26 protein-coding genes are annotated in these 18,541 nt (G+C 36.2%); 19 read left to right on the top strand and 7 right to left on the bottom strand.

Annotation, left to right across the window (positions count from 1 at the left end; all coding sequences use genetic code 11):
- Positions 1 to 71 precede the first annotated feature (71 nt).
- Complete coding sequence (locus CEY12_RS16615) at positions 72 to 563, top strand: low affinity iron permease family protein (RefSeq protein WP_089028753.1); 492 nt, start codon at positions 72 to 74, stop codon at positions 561 to 563.
- A gap of 30 nt (positions 564 to 593) precedes the next feature.
- Here the strand turns inward: CEY12_RS16615 and CEY12_RS16620 are convergent, their stop codons facing one another.
- From CEY12_RS16620 to CEY12_RS16650, 7 genes are all read right to left on the bottom strand, one after another.
- Positions 594 to 3,308: a hypothetical protein gene (locus CEY12_RS16620; protein WP_089028754.1), complete on the bottom strand. Its 2,715-nt coding sequence runs from the start codon at positions 3,306 to 3,308 to the stop codon at positions 594 to 596.
- Between the two features lie 47 nt (positions 3,309 to 3,355).
- Complete coding sequence (locus tag CEY12_RS16625; protein ID WP_089028755.1) at positions 3,356 to 4,357, bottom strand: hypothetical protein; 1,002 nt, start codon at positions 4,355 to 4,357, stop codon at positions 3,356 to 3,358.
- On the bottom strand, positions 4,357 to 4,770 hold the full coding sequence (locus CEY12_RS16630; RefSeq protein ID WP_089028756.1) for a hypothetical protein: 414 nt from the start codon (positions 4,768 to 4,770) through the stop codon (positions 4,357 to 4,359). Before CEY12_RS16630 ends, CEY12_RS16625 begins: the two co-directional genes overlap by 1 nt.
- Positions 4,771 to 4,924: 154 nt before the next feature.
- Complete coding sequence (locus CEY12_RS16635) at positions 4,925 to 5,725, bottom strand: hypothetical protein (RefSeq protein ID WP_228409717.1); 801 nt, start codon at positions 5,723 to 5,725, stop codon at positions 4,925 to 4,927.
- A gap of 19 nt (positions 5,726 to 5,744) precedes the next feature.
- Positions 5,745 to 6,476 carry an MIP/aquaporin family protein gene (locus tag CEY12_RS16640; protein ID WP_089028758.1) on the bottom strand — a complete coding sequence of 244 codons (732 nt, stop codon included), beginning with the start codon at positions 6,474 to 6,476 and terminating at the stop codon, positions 5,745 to 5,747.
- 24 nt (positions 6,477 to 6,500) lie between these two features.
- Positions 6,501 to 7,997 carry a glycerol kinase GlpK gene (gene glpK, locus CEY12_RS16645; RefSeq protein WP_089028759.1) on the bottom strand — a complete coding sequence of 499 codons (1,497 nt, stop codon included), beginning with the start codon at positions 7,995 to 7,997 and terminating at the stop codon, positions 6,501 to 6,503.
- Between the two features lie 19 nt (positions 7,998 to 8,016).
- Positions 8,017 to 9,606 (bottom strand): glycerol-3-phosphate dehydrogenase/oxidase, encoded by a 1,590-nt coding sequence (locus tag CEY12_RS16650; protein WP_089028760.1) that lies wholly within the window; start codon positions 9,604 to 9,606, stop codon positions 8,017 to 8,019.
- Between the two features lie 114 nt (positions 9,607 to 9,720).
- Here CEY12_RS16650 and CEY12_RS16655 point away from each other — a divergent pair, with 114 nt between their 5' ends.
- The 18 genes from CEY12_RS16655 (at position 9,721) to rplR (ending at position 18,524) form a co-directional block, all read left to right on the top strand.
- Positions 9,721 to 10,485, top strand: coding sequence for a DeoR/GlpR family DNA-binding transcription regulator (locus CEY12_RS16655; RefSeq protein ID WP_089028761.1), 765 nt, complete (start codon positions 9,721 to 9,723; stop codon positions 10,483 to 10,485).
- Positions 10,486 to 10,712: 227 nt separating this feature from the next.
- Positions 10,713 to 11,339: a 50S ribosomal protein L3 gene (rplC, locus tag CEY12_RS16660; protein WP_007839520.1), complete on the top strand. Its 627-nt coding sequence runs from the start codon at positions 10,713 to 10,715 to the stop codon at positions 11,337 to 11,339.
- The gene (gene rplD / locus CEY12_RS16665; RefSeq protein ID WP_089028762.1) at positions 11,330 to 11,959 is read left to right on the top strand and encodes a 50S ribosomal protein L4; all 630 of its coding nucleotides are present in this window, start codon (positions 11,330 to 11,332) and stop codon (positions 11,957 to 11,959) included. Before rplC ends, rplD begins: the two co-directional genes overlap by 10 nt.
- A gap of 3 nt (positions 11,960 to 11,962) precedes the next feature.
- On the top strand, positions 11,963 to 12,253 hold the full coding sequence (gene rplW / locus CEY12_RS16670) for a 50S ribosomal protein L23 (RefSeq protein WP_089028763.1): 291 nt from the start codon (positions 11,963 to 11,965) through the stop codon (positions 12,251 to 12,253).
- A gap of 22 nt (positions 12,254 to 12,275) precedes the next feature.
- Entirely contained in the window at positions 12,276 to 13,097 is an 822-nt protein-coding gene (gene rplB, locus CEY12_RS16675) for a 50S ribosomal protein L2 (protein ID WP_089028764.1), read from the top strand.
- A 2-nt stretch (positions 13,098 to 13,099) separates the two neighbouring features.
- Complete coding sequence (gene rpsS, locus CEY12_RS16680; protein WP_089028765.1) at positions 13,100 to 13,378, top strand: 30S ribosomal protein S19; 279 nt, start codon at positions 13,100 to 13,102, stop codon at positions 13,376 to 13,378.
- 2 nt (positions 13,379 to 13,380) lie between these two features.
- A complete protein-coding gene (gene rplV / locus CEY12_RS16685; RefSeq protein ID WP_089028766.1) occupies positions 13,381 to 13,779 on the top strand; it encodes a 50S ribosomal protein L22 in 399 nt (132 codons plus the stop codon).
- A 7-nt stretch (positions 13,780 to 13,786) separates the two neighbouring features.
- The gene (rpsC, locus tag CEY12_RS16690) at positions 13,787 to 14,521 is read left to right on the top strand and encodes a 30S ribosomal protein S3 (RefSeq protein ID WP_034684829.1); all 735 of its coding nucleotides are present in this window, start codon (positions 13,787 to 13,789) and stop codon (positions 14,519 to 14,521) included.
- A gap of 78 nt (positions 14,522 to 14,599) precedes the next feature.
- The gene (rplP, locus tag CEY12_RS16695) at positions 14,600 to 15,025 is read left to right on the top strand and encodes a 50S ribosomal protein L16 (protein WP_089028767.1); all 426 of its coding nucleotides are present in this window, start codon (positions 14,600 to 14,602) and stop codon (positions 15,023 to 15,025) included.
- 12 nt (positions 15,026 to 15,037) lie between these two features.
- Positions 15,038 to 15,226: a 50S ribosomal protein L29 gene (gene rpmC / locus CEY12_RS16700; protein ID WP_089028768.1), complete on the top strand. Its 189-nt coding sequence runs from the start codon at positions 15,038 to 15,040 to the stop codon at positions 15,224 to 15,226.
- An 11-nt stretch (positions 15,227 to 15,237) separates the two neighbouring features.
- Positions 15,238 to 15,495: a 30S ribosomal protein S17 gene (gene rpsQ, locus CEY12_RS16705; RefSeq protein WP_052186088.1), complete on the top strand. Its 258-nt coding sequence runs from the start codon at positions 15,238 to 15,240 to the stop codon at positions 15,493 to 15,495.
- Positions 15,495 to 15,863, top strand: coding sequence for a 50S ribosomal protein L14 (rplN, locus tag CEY12_RS16710; RefSeq protein ID WP_007839504.1), 369 nt, complete (start codon positions 15,495 to 15,497; stop codon positions 15,861 to 15,863). The genes rpsQ and rplN overlap by 1 nt, the downstream gene beginning before the upstream one ends.
- Positions 15,864 to 15,885: 22 nt before the next feature.
- On the top strand, positions 15,886 to 16,212 hold the full coding sequence (gene rplX / locus CEY12_RS16715) for a 50S ribosomal protein L24 (protein WP_089028769.1): 327 nt from the start codon (positions 15,886 to 15,888) through the stop codon (positions 16,210 to 16,212).
- A gap of 13 nt (positions 16,213 to 16,225) precedes the next feature.
- A complete protein-coding gene (gene rplE / locus CEY12_RS16720; protein ID WP_089028770.1) occupies positions 16,226 to 16,777 on the top strand; it encodes a 50S ribosomal protein L5 in 552 nt (183 codons plus the stop codon).
- Positions 16,778 to 16,780: 3 nt separating this feature from the next.
- Complete coding sequence (gene rpsN / locus CEY12_RS16725) at positions 16,781 to 17,050, top strand: 30S ribosomal protein S14 (protein ID WP_034702868.1); 270 nt, start codon at positions 16,781 to 16,783, stop codon at positions 17,048 to 17,050.
- A gap of 144 nt (positions 17,051 to 17,194) precedes the next feature.
- The gene (gene rpsH / locus CEY12_RS16730; protein ID WP_089028771.1) at positions 17,195 to 17,593 is read left to right on the top strand and encodes a 30S ribosomal protein S8; all 399 of its coding nucleotides are present in this window, start codon (positions 17,195 to 17,197) and stop codon (positions 17,591 to 17,593) included.
- A gap of 17 nt (positions 17,594 to 17,610) precedes the next feature.
- Complete coding sequence (gene rplF / locus CEY12_RS16735) at positions 17,611 to 18,156, top strand: 50S ribosomal protein L6 (RefSeq protein ID WP_089028772.1); 546 nt, start codon at positions 17,611 to 17,613, stop codon at positions 18,154 to 18,156.
- A gap of 14 nt (positions 18,157 to 18,170) precedes the next feature.
- Positions 18,171 to 18,524, top strand: coding sequence for a 50S ribosomal protein L18 (gene rplR, locus CEY12_RS16740; RefSeq protein WP_089028773.1), 354 nt, complete (start codon positions 18,171 to 18,173; stop codon positions 18,522 to 18,524).
- Positions 18,525 to 18,541 lie beyond the last annotated feature (17 nt).

The raw sequence follows: 18,541 nt of genomic DNA on the forward strand, positions 1-18,541 counted from the left end.
AAGCGCCAGTAGTTATTTTATGTAAAGAACCAGATTATTTAATACATTTATTCTTTAAAACAATAACTACAATGGGACATAAGACTAATAATTTTTTTGAAAGGTTTTCGGATTGGGCAACCAAATTTACTGGGAGTTCTTATGCTTTTATGGGAGCTACTGCTATTGTTATCATTTGGGCTCTTTCAGGGCCCGTGTTTCACTATTCGGAAACCTGGCAGCTGGTGATCAATACTGGAACAACAATTATTACTTTCCTGATGGTATTTCTTATTCAGAAAGCTCAAAATAAAGACTCTAAAGCCATACAAATTAAATTGAATGAATTGATCGCAGCTCATGAAAAAGCAAGTAACCGGATCGTAGATATAGAAGATTTGTCTGAAAAAGAATTGGATCAGCTTCATATGTATTACGAAAAATTAGCTGACTTTGCTCAAGATGATGTTGATATTCATACTTCTCATTCTATTGATGCCGCTAAAAGAAATCAGAACTATAAGAATGATCTCTTTAAAAAGAAACATGAAGAATGGCTCGAAAAACAAAAAAAGGAATCGTAATGATTCCTTTTTTGTTTTTATAAATATAAATTACTTCATAAAATAACTAAAATAAGAACAGCTTCCCATAAGACTTTTTGCTGTTTCGGTATCAGAATACTGTGTTTTCAGTAAAGCAAAGTATGTGCGGAATTTTTGATTCTTAGTATCATCCAACTGCTTTTGATAAGCATCACTTTTCTCAGAGTATTTAGGGTCGGAATAACTAATATTAGACGGATTCTTTGCCTCATACTGATAATATTTCCCCTGTTCTGCACTGGCCATCTGGAAAAGTATTCTTGCTTTTTCTTCTTTACTGGTGGAAAGTTCTAAAGCCTTTTTATAGTAATTAATAGCGAGGTCAAAATTATCAGGTTCCATATATGACTTATACAGGAAGTTCTTATAATAATATTGGTAAGGAGTTTTCTTATCTGTATTCCAGAAGTCATATTTGCCTCCATTGGTGTTATCAACATCCATTACGAATAACTGCCTGTAGTATCCAAGAATAGAAGTGTTGTACAATAGGTTTCCAATGAGCTGGCTTGCTTTTGCTGATTTTCCATCCTTTCCTCCTGCTATTTTTTTAAGCTGGATAGCTGCGTCGGCCAATTCAAGTTTATCCATTGTTGTTTTAATAAAAGGGAATTGAGAATAATCTTCATTTTCCATGCTGGTTGAGGCTTCGCTTTCATAGCTCTCCCATACATTATGTCCAAAAACGTAACTTGAAATATTTCTGAAACCATTGTATTCACCTTGTGCATATTGATGCGGAACTTTTGGTTTTTCATTTGACACCCAATCATAGTTAATCCGTGGGATTCCAACAAAGCCTTGTGCCTTTTGATAATACGTTCTGGCCTTTTCGAAATCTGCCGTTCTCATGGCACGGTCTCCATAAATCACACTAAAAAATGCTTCAATATCTCCCACATCATCCATGTTCTTAGCAATAATTTGTTGTTCAAACTGGTTCTTGTTTGGTTTTCTGTAAAAATCTTCAACGCTCTTCACTAAGCTTGAATTAGGATTGTACTGGAGGTCAGATAATTTATTGCTCATTAAAAATGATTTTCCATCTTCTTTCTGTAAGAAATAACGATTGGCTAAAACATCTTTGAGGAATGAAGCTGTAGAAGGGACAGGACCATAATAATTATCATAATCACTATTTGTACTGTCTGTTTTCACTTCTTTTTCAATAAAGTATTCAGGATAATCCTTCATCAGATGATTCTCATATTCTGAAGTTATCTTCGGTTGGGATACAATATCGTTAAGCACTTTCATCCTTTTGATCTCTTCCAGATACTCAGGATTTGTGGTTTTGATATCTTCTAGGATTTCCGTACTTTCTTTATAGTCTTTTTTCAAAAATTTAAGATAAGCGTCTGCAATCTGCCAATACTCATCTTTGGATTTCTCTTTCGTTTTTTCAGTGAACTTTTCAAGATCATTAAGGTAGTCTATCTGCTTATTGTCACCATACCAGTAATTTTGATTCTTTGAATGGAATGGAATTCGGTCGGGATTATCTAGTAATTCATCATCACTCTGATCGGAAGTACCATCAGCAGTCTTTTCTGATTTTGATCCCCCAAACAGGTTTTTAAAAAATCTTACGATCTTCTGCCAGAATGAAAGTTCCTTTGGTTTAGCTTCAGTAGTTTCTGACTTGGCTTGGGGGTCAGAAGTTTTGGAATCTTTCTGGGCGGTGGTGTGATCTGTGTCATCAGAAGTATAATAATAAGTGGGAAGATAAGTTCTTTCCAACTCATTAATGCTTCGTACTGCCATAACTTTTAAAATCTCCGAATCTGGATTGATGGCGTACATTTTTTCCATGATAGGAATTGGATTCGTAAAATCTTCATACCCTAAAAGGAAATAGGCCATATTCTTTTCATTATCTGTGCCGGCTCTTTTTAAAATATTATTAAATGAAGCAGTGTCCGAGAGCTTCATAGAGACAAAAGCGGATTCCTTACGACTGTCACTGTTCATAAAAACCTGAAAGAAATTCCAGTTGGCATCACTGTTCATCTGTAAGCCTCTTTGTGCTCCGGCTAGCTGATCAAGTGACATGAAATAAGGAGCTCCCTTTAATCTTATAGGCTCGACATAAGTTTTGAACGCCTGAACCGCTGCGTCATAATTTCTTGTATAATGATTAAAGCGGACCAGTTGATACCCGTATCGTTGTTTAACTTCCGGATTTTTAGCTGCATTATATAAAGAGGTTAATGCTGAAATCGTTTTATTGTAGTCAAGGCTGGTTGCATTCTTATCGTTTTGAGTTCCTCCATAAAAATAAGAATTAGGATTTTCTACAAAATTAATTCTCATATAAGGTTCAAGATATTTAGCTTCAATTAAATAATCAATTCCCTCACGATATTTTTGGTAAAAACCGTTCCCAAGCTTTTTAAGTAGCTGATTGTTTGGATTCCCCTTTTTCAGATCATTCAGCTCATTAAGGCCAATGGTATTGATCAGATAGTCTGTTTCTCCGTAGCTTAGTTGATTTCCAAAAAACTTTTTCCAGGAGCCAATATTCTCATCCGGAATTTGACCCGGCTTAAAATCAGTATAGAATCTTGTCGAGTAGCTGTGTAGAAATGGTAAATAAGATTTATCTTTTATAATACTTTGTGTAAAAAGATTGAAATATTCATAATCCGGATCTGACCATGCACAAGCTTCAGAGTTTGTATAGAATAGGGACAAGACCGCAAAGGAGAGGATATACTTTTTCATATAGATTTGTGATATTTGTACGTTGTGTTTTATGATATACCATGATTTTAAAAATCACCTTGAAATTTAGATATCAATTTAAAATTTTGGTTAATAACAAATTTAGCATCTAATTGATAATAAATGATAGTAAACTCTGGTATTTTTTTATCTAAAAACGTAATCACATCTCTAAGCTGATCATTGGTAATTTCTTCAACCTTTATCATAAACCCCTTGTTTAGATAATTTCCAAAATAAAAACCGTCTTTTAAAATCTCAATTTCATGATCTGAAACTTTTTTAAAGTTAGGATTTTTAAGATCATTTTGAGAAAGTGCATTGATCAATTTATGTTTTCCCAAATGATTGGTAACAATTCCCCAGGAATAGATTGGCAGGGCCACTTCAATTTTCTTAATCGGATAATCTTCCAATTTGGAGAGGTAGCTTTTTAAGATATTAACATCCAGAATCGAATTTTTATCAGAGTTCTCCAGAGGGGAAGAAGTAGAATAGCACATCAGGTATACTTTTTCAACGGGAGGTATTCCCATGAGAGCTTTGTCTTTTACCTGATGAAGACGAAGAGTACAGCTGACACCTTTATGCGAAATTTTTTTTAACTGTTTTAAAAAAGAAAAATAATCATCCCGTGTCCCGGCTGTCCAGTCACAATCTATCTGAATTTCCTGACCGGCATTCAGGTGATATTCTTTTATTTTCTTTTCAATTAAATGATGAATGTTTTCAGCAAGGAATTGTATTTCTTCTTTTGAAATGTTTAGAAATGTCTGATTGGTTATAAAGACTGTTGGAACAATTTGTTTATCCGTATCGAAACTTTTATTTTCAGTAATAACTGCAACCGGCTGAAATCTTCCATTGACCTTATTGATGTCAAAAAAGCGGGTATAGAGATAGGGAGCAGTAGCTTTATCCAATGCTTTTTTTTCTTCCTGATCCAATGCCAGTTTTGTTTTCCAATAATAGAATGTGTATGGATGTTTATCCTTTTCACTGCACGATGTAAGTAAAATAAGGACTAATAAAAATGTGGAAATTCTCATTATTGATAAAAAGCGCTTTCGCAGGTACAACTTCCTTTGTCACTCTCTAAAACTGAACAGCAGTCTTCTGATTTTTGAATATTTCCGTTTTCATCTGTAAGGTAGATCTTTTCTTTGTCAAACTTTACATAAAAGGTTTCGTTGAACTTTTTGAATTGAGCTTTCATTACTTTAGGATTATATTTTCCAGAATTGATTTCTTCAGCTGTTTCCTCTCCGCTTGCCTGGTTTACCTGAACATATCCAAAATGCACATCACCGTTCTTTTTTACATCAAGATAGTAGGCGGGTGTGCCTGTACCGCTATATCCCTCCATAATATTGAAGGATCTTTTTCCTGTGAATGGTACTTTCGACTGTGCGAAAGAGAGAATACTAATGCAAAGAATAAACAGACCGAATACCTTTTTCATTTTTTTTTCTCAAATTTAAAAATATTTAACTAAGAATTAAATAGTGAAAACCCGGTATTTAATTTGTTTTACAGCTTTAGCGTAAAAAAAAATGAAAAAACAAAACCATTCCATATAATAATGGAATGGTTTTTATATTTGAGAAAAAATACTCTTAAAATACGGTTGCAGCTAATTGAATTCTTGCATATTTATTAGAAGGATTCCACATAGCCATCATGGAAACAGGAAGTGTGTAGTGATCTGTTATTTTTAAAGCTTTAGTAGCTTTAATACCCACATTCACGATATCAAAGCTATTTTTTCCATTTCCGTACAGGAATGTGCCGTCATTGAAAGCGAATCCGCCGCCAACGAATGCGTCAAGATTTACTTTTTGATGAGCAATCACAGGGTAGCTTACCTGTACATACGTAGAATATTTATTTTTTTTATAGCTTCCATCAGGTTCCAGAACTACTTCTCCAGCATTTGCTCCTCCATAGAGCATAATATCGGCTTCAACGTTTAACGGAAATGAAGGACCGAAAGTGTAATTCGTTCTTAGGTCAATAATATGAGCAGTCCTTCTGTTTGAATAGTTGAAAATATCATCTGATGCAACTGCTGTATTAATATTTCTGGAATTAAATAAATCCCATAATCCAATATAAAGCCTTCCGTCGGAGTATTGTACATAATAATTGATTTCTTTGTAATGAGTGCCATCTTTATCATCAGCTAAAGAAGAGGCTCCCCATATTCCGACTTTCCATTTCTTCTCTTTGTCCAAAGCATAAGAAAGATTTCCCATCACTACAGGCTTATCCGTGATAATTAATCCTCTCCAAAGGTGATTGTTCTGAATGTTGGCTGTGAAATCTAAACGACCATCGTCTTTAGTTTCTGTACTGTCCTGGGCAAAAAGATTCCCTCTGCCCAAAATAATAAGGCATATAAAAAATAATTTTTTCATGATGTAAACTTTTTGTGGTTTAACTTAAAGCAAGATGCAGTAAGGCTGCAAGAGTTGCTCCCAGAACAGGGCCTGCAATAGGAATCCAGGCATACCCCCAATCACTGCTTCCTTTTACAGGAAGGATAGCGTGCATAATTCTAGGTCCTAAATCACGGGCGGGGTTAATAGCATAACCTGTGGTTCCCCCTAAAGATAGACCAATAGCCCAGACTAATAAGGTCACCGGTAAAGCTCCTACTGTTCCCAGACCGATTTTGGCAGTTGGGTCATTACTTACACTGAGACTGGGATCAGCAAAATGGAAGATTACAAAAACAAGGACAAAAGTTCCGATGATTTCGCTAATGATATTTGAGATAGGCTTCCTGATCGCAGGACCTGTACTGAAACAGGCTAGCTTTGCACCTTCATCTTCTGTAATTGCGAAATGATCCTTATTGAATAACCAAACTAAAAAAGCTCCTAACATTGCACCAATCATTTCTCCTGCAATGTAAGTTGGAACCAGATCCCAGGAAAATTTCCCTGCTATGGCTAGGCCCAATGTTACTGCTGGATTCAAATGGGCACCACTGATAGGTCCGGCAACGGTTACACCAACGAATACGGCCAAAGCCCAGGCTGTAGTAATTACGATCCAGCCGGAATTATTGCCTTTCGTTCCTTTTAAAACAACGTTTGCCACTACACCGTTTCCTAGTAGTATCATAAGCATTGTTCCGATAATTTCTGCTACAAATGGAGTCATAGTTTATGTTTTATTTAATGAGAATTAGTCTTCTATCCAGTTTTGTGAACGTTTTACCGCCTTGTTCCAGAAATGAATCATCTTGTCAGCTTTTTCTTTTTCCAGTTGAGGGTGGAAATCTTTGTCGACGATCCACTGGGATTGGATTTCATCAATGCTTTTCCAGTATCCAACAGCAAGTCCCGCGAGGTAAGCAGCTCCTAATGCTGTAGTTTCAAGGGTTTTTGGTCTTGTAATCTTAAAGCCGAACAGGTCAGACTGGATTTGCATGAGCAGGTCACTGTTGGAAGCTCCACCATCTACTCTCAGTTCAAGACTGCCTGTCCCGGAGTCAGCCTCCATTGCTTTTACGATATCATACACCTGAAATGCAATACCTTCCAGAGTGGCTCTTGCAATGTGTCCGTCAGTTGTTCCACGAGTGATTCCAACAATAGTTCCTCTGGCGTATTGATCCCAATAAGGTGCTCCTAAGCCCGTAAGTGCCGGAACAAAATAAACACCACCATTATCTTCAACTGTTTCAGCTAGGCCATTAATCTCATCAGCCGAGTTGATTAATTTAAGCCCATCTCTCACCCATTGAATTGCTGCCCCTCCTACAAAAACGCTGCCTTCTAAAGCATAGTTGACCTCTCCGTTTATTTTCCATGCAACAGTGGTTAGCAGGTTATTTTTTGAATGTACAGCTTCCTTACCTGTATTCATCAAAAGAAAGCACCCTGTTCCATAAGTGTTTTTTACCATTCCCGGGGTCGTACACATTTGTCCGAATAAGGCTGCTTGCTGGTCTCCTGCGATACCGGCAATAGGAATTTTTGTTGAAAATAGGGTAGTGGCAGTTTCTCCATAGATTTCACTGCTTTGCTTTACTTCAGGAAGGATAGCTGCGGGTATATTGAATAATTCCAAAAGCTCATTATCCCACTCTAATGTTTGTATATTGAAAAGCATCGTCCTGCTTGCATTAGAAACATCGGTGATAAACATTTTACCACGGGTAAGTTTCCATACCAGCCAGGTGTCAACCGTTCCAAAACATAGTTTACCTGCTTCTGCTTTTTCTCTTGCTCCTTCGACATTGTCCAGGATCCATTTCAGTTTGGTTGCTGAAAAATAAGCATCCAATACCAACCCTGTCTTATCTTTGATCATATCGGTATATCCCTGTTCTTTCAGAGAATCACAATATTTAGACGTCCTCCTGTCTTGCCAGACAATCGCATTGTAAACGGGGTCGCCTGTTTCCCGATCCCACACGATGGTAGTTTCCCTCTGATTGGTAATTCCTATTGCAGCAACTTCCAGTCCTGAAATTCCGGCTTTGGCAATAACTTCTGCTGCCACCGAAACCTGGGAGGACCAGATCTCATTGGGGTCGTGCTCTACCCAACCGGGAGTAGGAAATATCTGTTCAAAACTTTTCTGAGAAACAAATTTTATTTCTCCGCTGTGATTGAATAAAATGGCTCTTGACGAGGTCGTACCTTGGTCCAGAGCGAGAATTAACTTTTCACTCATGATGTGACATTAATTAAGGTTAAATAGATCTTGGTGAATAAGGAGTCAGTAAATATCCTTTCGCCAATTCGATAAACTCTCTTTCCTGTTCATTTGCCCATTCTTGTGAATGGCCGTTTTCTTTTGCAATGATAGAGGCGATCTTGTGTGCACTGTCGATCGCTGCTCTCGCATCCAAAAATAAAAGGCGGACTCTTCGGGCAAGGATGTCCTCAATGGTCTGTGCCATTTCGTTTCGGATTGCCCAAATTGCTTCAGCAATGGTAAATGGATGATCAGGATGTATTTTTTCTGAAAATTCAGGATTGCTTTGTTGTAGTTTTTTGATTTCCGGAATGTCGGAACCGTACACATATAAATGGCTGCTTCTGTCAACCGCTTCAGGTTTCATATTTCCGTGAATTGAAAGGTGTTCAGTTTTAGAAGCTGCTGTTCCCAATTGGTGAACCTGCATGGCCTTATCGATAGTATCCTCTGCCATTTTTCGGTAAGTGGTCCATTTTCCTCCGATAATAGAAACCAATCCTGTATCAGATGTTATCACTTTATGACTTCTTGAAACTTCCTTCGTACTTTTACTTCCATCTTTAGGAGCGGCAAGTGGACGAAGTCCCGCGTAAACCGATTTTACGTCTTCGCGTGTTGGTTTTTTTGCTAAATATTGTCTTGCTGTATTGAGCACAAATTTCACTTCTTCTTCCAATGCACGGGGTTCAAAGCTTTCACTTTCCAATAGAGTGTCCGTGGTTCCCACTAAAGCTCTGTCGTGCCAAGGAACGACAAATAGAACTCTACCGTCTGAAGTTTTTGGAATCATGATCGCATCATCACTTTTCAAGAAAGATTTATCTAAAACCAAATGGATCCCCTGACTCGGAACGACGAATTTTCCGTGCTTCGGATTATTCATATTTAAGATGTCGTTCGTAAAAACTCCGGTTGCGTTGATCACAACTTTTGCATGAATTTCAAATTGCTGTTTAGTAAACTGATCTTCTGCAATGACACCGATTACTTTATCAGAATCGTTTTTAATTAAATTGATTACCTTAACATAATTAACAGCTGCTCCTCCTTTTTCAATAATTGTCTGCGTTAAATTAACTGCTAATCTGGCATCATCAAACTGTCCATCCTGATAAACGACACCGCTTGCCAGGTTTTTTTGTTCAATGGTTGGAAGTTTCTCAACTGTTTTTGATTTGCTGATGTATTTCGTTTTTCCTAAACTTAGTTTTCCCGCTAGGAAATCATAAATCGAAAGCCCGATTTTATAATAAATTCCTCCCCACCAAGTATAGTTTGGAATAATAAAAGACTGATTTTTTACAACATGAGCGGCGTTTTTTGCCAGCAATCCTCTTTCCTTTAAAGCTTCCTTTACCAAACCGATGTCTCCCTGTGCTAAATACCGTACACCACCGTGTACCAGTTTTGTACTCCTGCTGGAAGTCGCTTTCGCAAAATCGTGAGATTCCAACAGTACTGTTTTAAATCCTCTGCTTACTGCATCCAATGCCGAACCTAAACCGCTTGCTCCTCCACCGATGACCAAAAAGTCCCATTCTTTTACAGAGGTTAATTTGCTGAGTTCTTCGTTTCGTTTCATAATGTTTCGTTAAGTTTCGAAATCAAAGCTAGTAATTAAAAATGAAAGTAAAAAGAAAATAATCGAAATTTTTCTAATCTTAGAAAAAATAATAACTTTGGTAAAAGAAAAAGAATGGAAAAATTAATACCAAGGCATAACGAGATACTGCAGGAACTAGATAAAAAAGACTATGTTCTTGTTCAGGAGCTATGCGAAAAGTATAATGTTTCTTCTGTTACGATTCGAAAGGATTTGAACTATTTAGAAAGTTTGGGTCTTCTTTTCCGGAATCATGGAGGTGCGAGTAAGCATGTAAGGTATGCGTATGAAAAGAATGTGGATGAAAAGGAAAATATCAACGTAGAAGCGAAACAAAGTATTGCAAAAGCTGCTTTGAAGCTTATCGAAGAAAACGACTGCATTATTCTGGCTTCTGGGACAACGATGCATTATCTTGCCAGAATGTTGGTGAACTTTGGCAGACTTACTGTTCTTACTTCCTCTTTAAGGGTGGCATTAGAGTTATGCAATAATCCTAACATTAATATTATACAATTAGGGGGAGAGGTGAGAAAAAGTTCAACTTCTATAGTAGGTTCTATTTCTGAAACTATTCTTGCTCAGTTTTCCTGTAATAAATTATTTCTCGGTGTAGATGGTATTGATATGGAGTTTGGGATCAGTACATCCAATGCAGCAGAGGCACATTTAAATCAACTGATGATAGAGTGTTCTGATAAGGTTATGATATTGGCGGATTCTTCAAAGCTAAATAAAAAAGGCTTCGGTAAGATCTCCTCACTGGATAAAATAGATTATCTGATTACAGATGATGGTATTTTAGGAGAGGATAAAAAGAAGCTCGAAGAAATTGGCTTAAGCGTTATTACCAAGTAGTCCGGATCTTGTTCTAAGGTCATTTTAGATAATAGCTAAAAGCAGGTTTGATTTTGTAAACGACTAAAAATCAAAATATTTTGCTATAAAATTTGTCAATCTAAAAATTATCCATAAATTTGCACACTCATTTTAGGGGAAAAGTATGCCCATCTCAAACGTGGAAATTACTTTAGCTTGCTAAAAATGAGCATAAATAAAGGATAAATTTTATTATAACATAAACAATGTCAGGTATTATTGGTAAAAAAATCGGTATGACGTCTTTGTTTAACGAAGAAGGAAAAAACATTCCTTGTACAGTTATTCAAGCTGGTCCGTGCTCGGTTTTACAGGTCAGAACCATTGAAAAGGACGGCTATAAGTCAGTTCAGTTAGGTTTCGATGACAAGAGTGAAAAGAACGTTGGTAAAGCGTTAGCTGGCCATTTTAAAAAGGCTGGTTCTGCTCCTAAAGCTAAATTAGTAGAATTCTACAGGGAATTCGTTGATGAAGTAAAAGTAGGAGAAGAAGTAAAAGTTGATCTATTCGCTGAAGGTGAATATGTTGACGTAACAGGAACTTCAAAAGGTAAAGGCTTCCAGGGTGTTGTTAAAAGACACGGATTTGGAGGTGTAATGCAAGCTACTCATGGTCAGCACAACAGACTTAGAGCTCCAGGTTCTATCGGTGCTGGATCGGATCCTTCAAGAGTATTCAAAGGAATGAGAATGGCGGGTAGAATGGGAGGTAAGCAGGTAACTGTTCAAAACCTTCAAGTATTAAAAGTGGATCAAGAACAAAATCTTTTAGTAGTAAAAGGTGCTGTTCCGGGAGCTAAAAATTCTTATGTAATTATCAGAAAATGGAATTAGTAGTATTAAATACATCAGGAAAAGAGACCGGAAAAAAAGTAACTCTAGACGAATCTGTATTCGGTATCGAGCCAAATAAGCACGCGGTTTACTTAGAAGTTAAGCAATATCTTGCCGCTCAGAGACAAGGTACTCATAAATCAAAAGAAAGAAGCGAAATTACTGCTTCTACGAAAAAACTTAAGAAGCAAAAAGGATCTGGTTCTGCTAGATATGGTGATATTAAATCTCCAACATTTAGAGGTGGAGGTAGAGTATTCGGTCCAAAACCAAGAGACTACAGATTCAAATTGAACAAAGCTCTTAAGAGATTAGCGAAAAAATCTGTTTTATCTCAGAAAATGAGAGATAACAGTATTAAAATTGTGGAAGGTTTGAGCATTTCTGCTCCTAAAACTAAAGATTTCATCACAATCTTGAATGCATTAGCATTGAGCGATAAGAAATCTTTATTCATTCTTCCTGATACTAATAAGAATGTATATTTATCTTCAAGAAACTTACCTAAGACTAAAGTGATGAAGTTCAATGAGATTAGCTCTTATGACTTAATCAATGCAGGTGAGATTGTATTCTTAGAAGGTGCAGTTGAAAAATTCCAGGAAAATCTAAAGAAATAAATCATGTCAGTTATTATTAAACCAGTTATTTCAGAAAAAGCAAACTATCTTACAGATTTAAGAGGTGCTTATTCTTTCTTGGTGCAAACTAAGGCGAATAAAATCCAGATTAAGAAAGCTGTAGAGGCAACTTATGGTGTGAAAGTAGCAGACGTTAGAACAATGATTTATGCTCCGAAGGTTTCTTCGAAACACACTAAAAAAGGTCTTCAAGTAGGGAAGACAAACAAATTGAAAAAAGCGGTTATTACTCTTGCTGAAGGGGAAGTAATCGATATTTTCGCTGTAAATTAATTATTAATTATAAATAATAGTAATGTCTGTTAGAAAATTAAAACCTATCACCCCAGGACAGAGATTCAGAATTGTAAACAATTTTGAGGAAATTACTACCAACAAACCAGAGAAGTCTCTAACAGTTGGTATTAGTAAGTCAGGTGGACGTAACCAAACTGGTAAAATGACCATGCGTTACACCGGAGGTGGACACAAAAAGAAATACAGAATTATCGACTTCAAAAGAAACAAGCATGATGTTGAAGCAACGGTAAAAACTGTAGAATATGATCCAAACAGAACTGCATTTATCGCTTTATTAGAGTACGCAGACGGAGAGAAGAGATACATCATCGCTCCAAACGGTATTAAAGTAGATCAAAAGGTAGTTTCAGGAGAAAGCGTAGAACCGAATATCGGTAACGCAATGAAATTGAAAAACATTCCATTGGGTACTGTAATTTCTTGTGTTGAAATGAAGCCTGGACAAGGTGCTATTTTAGCAAGAAGTGCTGGTTCTTCAGCTCAATTAACTTCAAGAGATGGAAAATATGCAATCATCAAATTGCCTTCAGGAGAATCTAGAATGATCCTTACTGAGTGTTATGCAATGATTGGATCTGTTTCTAACTCTGATCATCAGTTAACTGTTTCAGGTAAGGCTGGTAGAAGCAGATGGTTAGGTAGAAGACCTAGAACTAGACCGGTAGTAATGAACCCTGTAGATCACCCAATGGGAGGTGGTGAAGGACGTTCTTCTGGAGGTCACCCAAGATCTAGAAACGGTAAGCCTGCTAAAGGTTACAAAACTAGAAAGAAAAACAAAGTGTCTAACCGTTACATCGTATCTAAAAGAAAATAATTATGGCAAGATCACTTAAAAAAGGACCGTTCATTCATCATACTTTAGATAAGAAGGTTCAGGCAAATATAGAGTCTAGTAAAAAGACAGTTATCAAAACTTGGTCTAGAGCATCGATGATCTCTCCGGACTTTGTAGGACAAACTATTGCTGTACACAACGGGAAATCTTTTATCCCTGTATATGTTACAGAAAACATGGTTGGTCACAAGTTAGGCGAATTTTCTCCAACAAGATCTTTTAGAGGTCATGGTGGTAACAAAAATAAAGGAAGCAGATAATCATGGGATCAAGAAAACAAGATAGTTCAATCGCAAGAAAAGAAGCTAACAAAGACGTTGTAAAAGCTTCATTAAATAATTGCCCGTCTTCTCCTAGAAAAATGAGATTAGTAGTTGATATCATTAGAGGAGAGCAGGTAGATAAAGCTCTTTATATCCTAAAATATTCTAAGAAGGATGCATCTAACAAATTAGAGAAATTACTTCTTTCTGCTATGGCAAACTGGCAGGCTAAAAACGAGGGTGCTGATATTGAAGAAGCAAACCTTATCATTAAAGAAATATTCGTGGATAGTGCAAGACAATTGAAGAGACTAAGACCAGCTCCACAAGGTAGAGGTCATAGAATCAGAAAAAGATCTAACCACGTTACACTAATCTTAGGTAATAAAGAAAATTAATCAAGGTATGGGACAGAAGACAAATCCAATTGGTAACAGATTAGGTATCATCAGAGGATGGGATTCTAACTGGTTTGGTGGAAACGATTATGGAGACAGAATCGCTGAAGACTACAAAATCAGAAGATACCTTGAAGCTAGATTATCTAAAGGTGGTATTTCAAAAATTTATATTGAAAGAACACTGAAATTAGTAACAGTTACTATTACTACTGCTAGACCGGGACTTATCATCGGTAAAGGAGGTCAGGAAGTTGATAAATTAAAAGAAGAGTTGAAGAAATTGACTAAAAAGGATATTCAAATCAACATTTTCGAAATCAAAAGACCTGAACTTGACGCAGTATTAGTTGCTGATAGCATTGCTAAGCAAATTGAAAACAGAATTTCTTACAGAAGAGCTGTTAAAATGGCGATCGCAAGCACAATGAGAATGGGTGCAGAAGGTATCAAAGTTCAGATCTCTGGTAGATTGAATGGTGCTGAAATGGCAAGAAGCGAATCTTTCAAAGACGGAAGAATTCCTTTGTCTACTTTCAGAGCTGATATCGATTATCATATTGGAGAAGCATTGACTCAATATGGTAAACTAGGAGTGAAAGTTTGGATCATGAAAGGTGAAGTTTACGGTAAAAGAGAACTTTCTCCACTAGTGGGACAACAGAAAAAAGGACCTTCAGGAGGTGGAAACAGAGGAGATAGAGATAACAGAAGACCTTCAAGAGATAAAAAAAATAATTAATAAAATTTTAGAGGATAGTTTTTAAATGACCGTTACTTTTTTAAAATCTAAATTCTAAAATCTAAAATTTAAGAAATTATGTTACAACCAAAAAGAACCAAATTCCGTAAAGTTCATAAGATGAAGATGAAGGGGATTGCTCAGAGAGGTAATCAACTTGCTTATGGTACTTTCGGAATCAAAGCTACAGAAGGAGCTTGGATCACTGCAAGACAAATTGAAGCTGCTCGTATCGCTGCGACAAGATATATGAAGAGAGAAGGTCAACTATGGATCAAAATATTCCCGGATAAGCCGATTACTAAAAAACCAGCCGAAGTAAGGATGGGTAAAGGTAAAGGTGCTGTGGAATATTGGGTAGCTGTAGTAAAACCAGGTAAAATTTTATTCGAGATCGGAGGTGTATCTTACGATATCGCTAAAGAAGCATTAAGACTTGCTGCTCAAAAATTACCGGTAGTTACCAATTTTGTAGTTGCTAATGATTTTGTTAAACCTCTATAATCTTTGAATACAATGAAAAAAGCTGAAATTAAAAATCTAAGCGCAGAAGATATTCAAGCTAAATTAACTGAAGCAAAAGCTGAATTCAATAAAATGAAATTAGCTCATAAAATCAGCCCGCTTGAAAATCCAATTCAAATCAAAGATTTGAGAAAGACAATCGCGAGACTAAATACAGAGTTAACCACTAAACAACAATAAGATTTTCATACATTATGGAAAGAAACTTAAGAAAAGAAAGAATCGGAATAGTTTCCAGCAATAAAATGGAAAAGACCATTGTTGTAAGTGAGACTACTAGAGTGAAACACCCTATGTACGGTAAATTCGTATTGAAAACGAAAAAATATACTGCACACGACGAAAATAACGAATGCACAGAAGGAGATACAGTTCTTATCCAAGAAACTAGACCTATGAGCAAGAGTAAAAGATGGAGATTAGTAAGAATCATTGAAAAAGCTAAGTAATGTTACAAACAGAATCAAGATTAAAAGTTGCTGATAACACAGGTGCTAAAGAAGTATTGGTGATCAGAGTTCTGGGAGGAACCAGAAGAAGATATGCTTCAGTTGGTGATAAAATCGTAGTTACGATCAAAGATTCTACACCATCAGGAAATGCTAAAAAAGGTCAGGTATCTAAAGCTGTAGTAGTAAGAACTAAAAAAGCAGTTAGAAGAAAAGATGGATCATACATCAAATTCGAAGACAACGCTTGTGTATTACTAAACGCAGCAGGAGAAATGAGAGGAACACGTGTTTTCGGACCTGTGGCTCGTGAGTTGAGAGACAAAGAATATATGAAAATCATTTCATTAGCTCCTGAAGTACTTTAATTTTTAAAATTTTTATAAGAAAATGTCAAAGTTAAAAATAAAAAGAGGAGATAACGTAATCATTACTACTGGTAAGAAAGATATCAAAGGTAAGACTGGTGAAGTTATTGAAGTGATCAAAAAAGAAGGAAGAGACCCTAGAGTAATCGTTGCAGGACTTAACATCATTAAGAAACACGTTAAGCCTTCAGCTTCAAATCCTCAAGGAGGAATCGTTGAAAGAGAAGCTTCTATTCATATCTCTAATGTAGCTTTAGTTGGTAAAGACGGAAAAGCTGTAAAAGTAGGTTATAAGACTGAAGGAGATAAGAAAGTAAGAATCGACAAAAAAACGGGTGAAACTTTATAATTTTAAATAACACATGGAATATATAGCAAGACCCAAGAAAGCATATAAAGAAACAATTGTTCCTGCAATGATGGAAGAATTTGGGTACAAATCTGTAATGCAGGTACCTAAATTGGAAAAAATCATCTTATCTCAAGGATTAGGTGATGCTACTGCAGACAAGAAAATCATTGATTATGCTGTAGAAGAACTTACAAATATTACTGGACAAAAAGCTGTTGGTACGATCTCTAAGAAAGATGAAGCTGCCTTCAAATTGAGAAAAGGAATGCCTGTAGGTGCTAAAGTTACTTTAAGAGCTCACAAAATGTATGAATTCTTAGACAGACTTACTGCTTCAGCTTTACCACGTATTAGAGATTTTTCTGGTATCAAAGCTGATGGTTTTGATGGTAGAGGTAATTATAACTTAGGTATTACTGAGCAGATTATCTTCCCTGAGATCGTAATTGACAAAGTGAAAAAAATCCAAGGGATGGACATCACTTTCGTTACAACTGCGAAAACAGATAAAGAAGCGAAAGCATTATTAACTCACTTCGGTTTACCATTTAAAAAGAACTAAGAAATGGCTAAAGAATCAATGAAAGCGCGTGAGCGCAAAAGAGAAGCACTAGTTGCTAAATACGCTGACAAAAGAAAAGCTTTAAAAGAAGCAGGTGATTATGAAGGACTTCAGAAATTACCAAAAAATGCTTCTCCTGTAAGATTACACAACAGATGTAAACTAACAGGAAGACCAAGAGGTTACATGAGAACTTTCGGTCTTTCAAGAGTAACTTTCAGAGAAATGGCTAACAATGGTCTTATCCCTGGAGTGAAAAAAGCAAGTTGGTAATAAACAATCAATAATCGGGACAATTAAGTTGTCGAGATACTAAAGAAAAAAAATATCAGACCTAAGATTTCTGAAGTCTGATATTTTCCTCTTCAAGTCTTTTCAAAACTGATTGTTCTTCAACCAATAATTTAAAATAGAAAAATGGTAACAGATCCAATTTCAGATTTCCTAACAAGAGTAAGGAACGCACAAAGCGCAGGCCACAAAGTGGTGGAAATTCCTGCATCGAAAATCAAAAAGGAGATTACGAAAATCTTATTTGATCAAGGGTATATCTTAAACTTCAAGTTTGAAGATAGCGCTGTTCAAGGGACAATCAAAATCGCTTTAAAGTATGACAAGCAAACTAACAAACCAGCTATTAAATCTATCCAGAGAGCTTCAAGACCAGGTTTGAGACAGTACAAAGGTTCTGCTGAACTTCCAAGAGTATTGAACGGTTTGGGTGTAGCTATTATCTCTACTTCAAGAGGAGTAATGACAGATAAAAAAGCTAGAGAAGAAAAAGTAGGCGGTGAAGTAATCTGCTATGTTTATTAATTTTTAATCAAAGGAAAATGTCAAGAATTGGTAAAGCAATTATAACAATTCCTTCAGGTGTTACAGTTACTGAAAATAACGGTGTTGTAACAGTTAAAGGTCCAAAAGGAGAACTTTCTCAGGATCTTACAGAAGGTATTACTTTAGAACAAAAAGATGGAGAACTGAACGTAAACAGACCATCTGATTCTAAACAACACAGAGCGCTTCACGGTTTATACAGAGCGTTAATCAACAACATGATTGTTGGTGTATCTGCAGGTTTCGAAAAGAAACTAGAACTAGTAGGGGTAGGATATAGAGCTTCTCACTCAGGTCAAAAACTTGAGTTAGCTTTAGGATTCTCTCACGGTATTACATTAGAGCTTCCTAGCGAAGTTAAAATTGATACATTGACTGAAAAAGGTAAAAACCCAATTATTACTTTAACGTCTTTCGACAAGCAACTTCTTGGAATGGTAGCTGCAAAGATCCGTTCATTCAGAAAGCCTGAGCCGTACAAAGGAAAAGGTGTGAGATTCGTTGGTGAAAATGTTAGACGTAAAGCTGGTAAATCTGCTTAATAAATTATAAGAAAATGGCATTAAGTAAATTAGAAAAAAGAATAAGAATAAAAAGAAGAGTAAGAGGAAAAATCTCTGGATCTTCTGAATTGCCAAGATTATCGGTATATAAGAGTAATAAGGAAATTTACGCTCAGTTAATCGACGATAAAAATGGTAAAACATTAGTAGCTGCTTCTTCTAGAGAGAAAGGAGTTGACGCTAATGGAACTAAGATTGAAGTTTCTGCTGCTGTAGGTAAAGCTATCGCTGCTAAGGCTCTTGCTGCAGGAATTGAAAGCATTGTGTTTGATAGAAACGGTTTCGTATACCATGGAAGAGTGAAAGCTCTAGCTGATGGTGCGAGAGAAGGAGGACTTAAATTCTAATCATTAAATTTCGGAAA

This window comes from Chryseobacterium sp. T16E-39 (assembly GCF_002216065.1).
Lineage (GTDB): Bacteria > Bacteroidota > Bacteroidia > Flavobacteriales > Weeksellaceae > Chryseobacterium.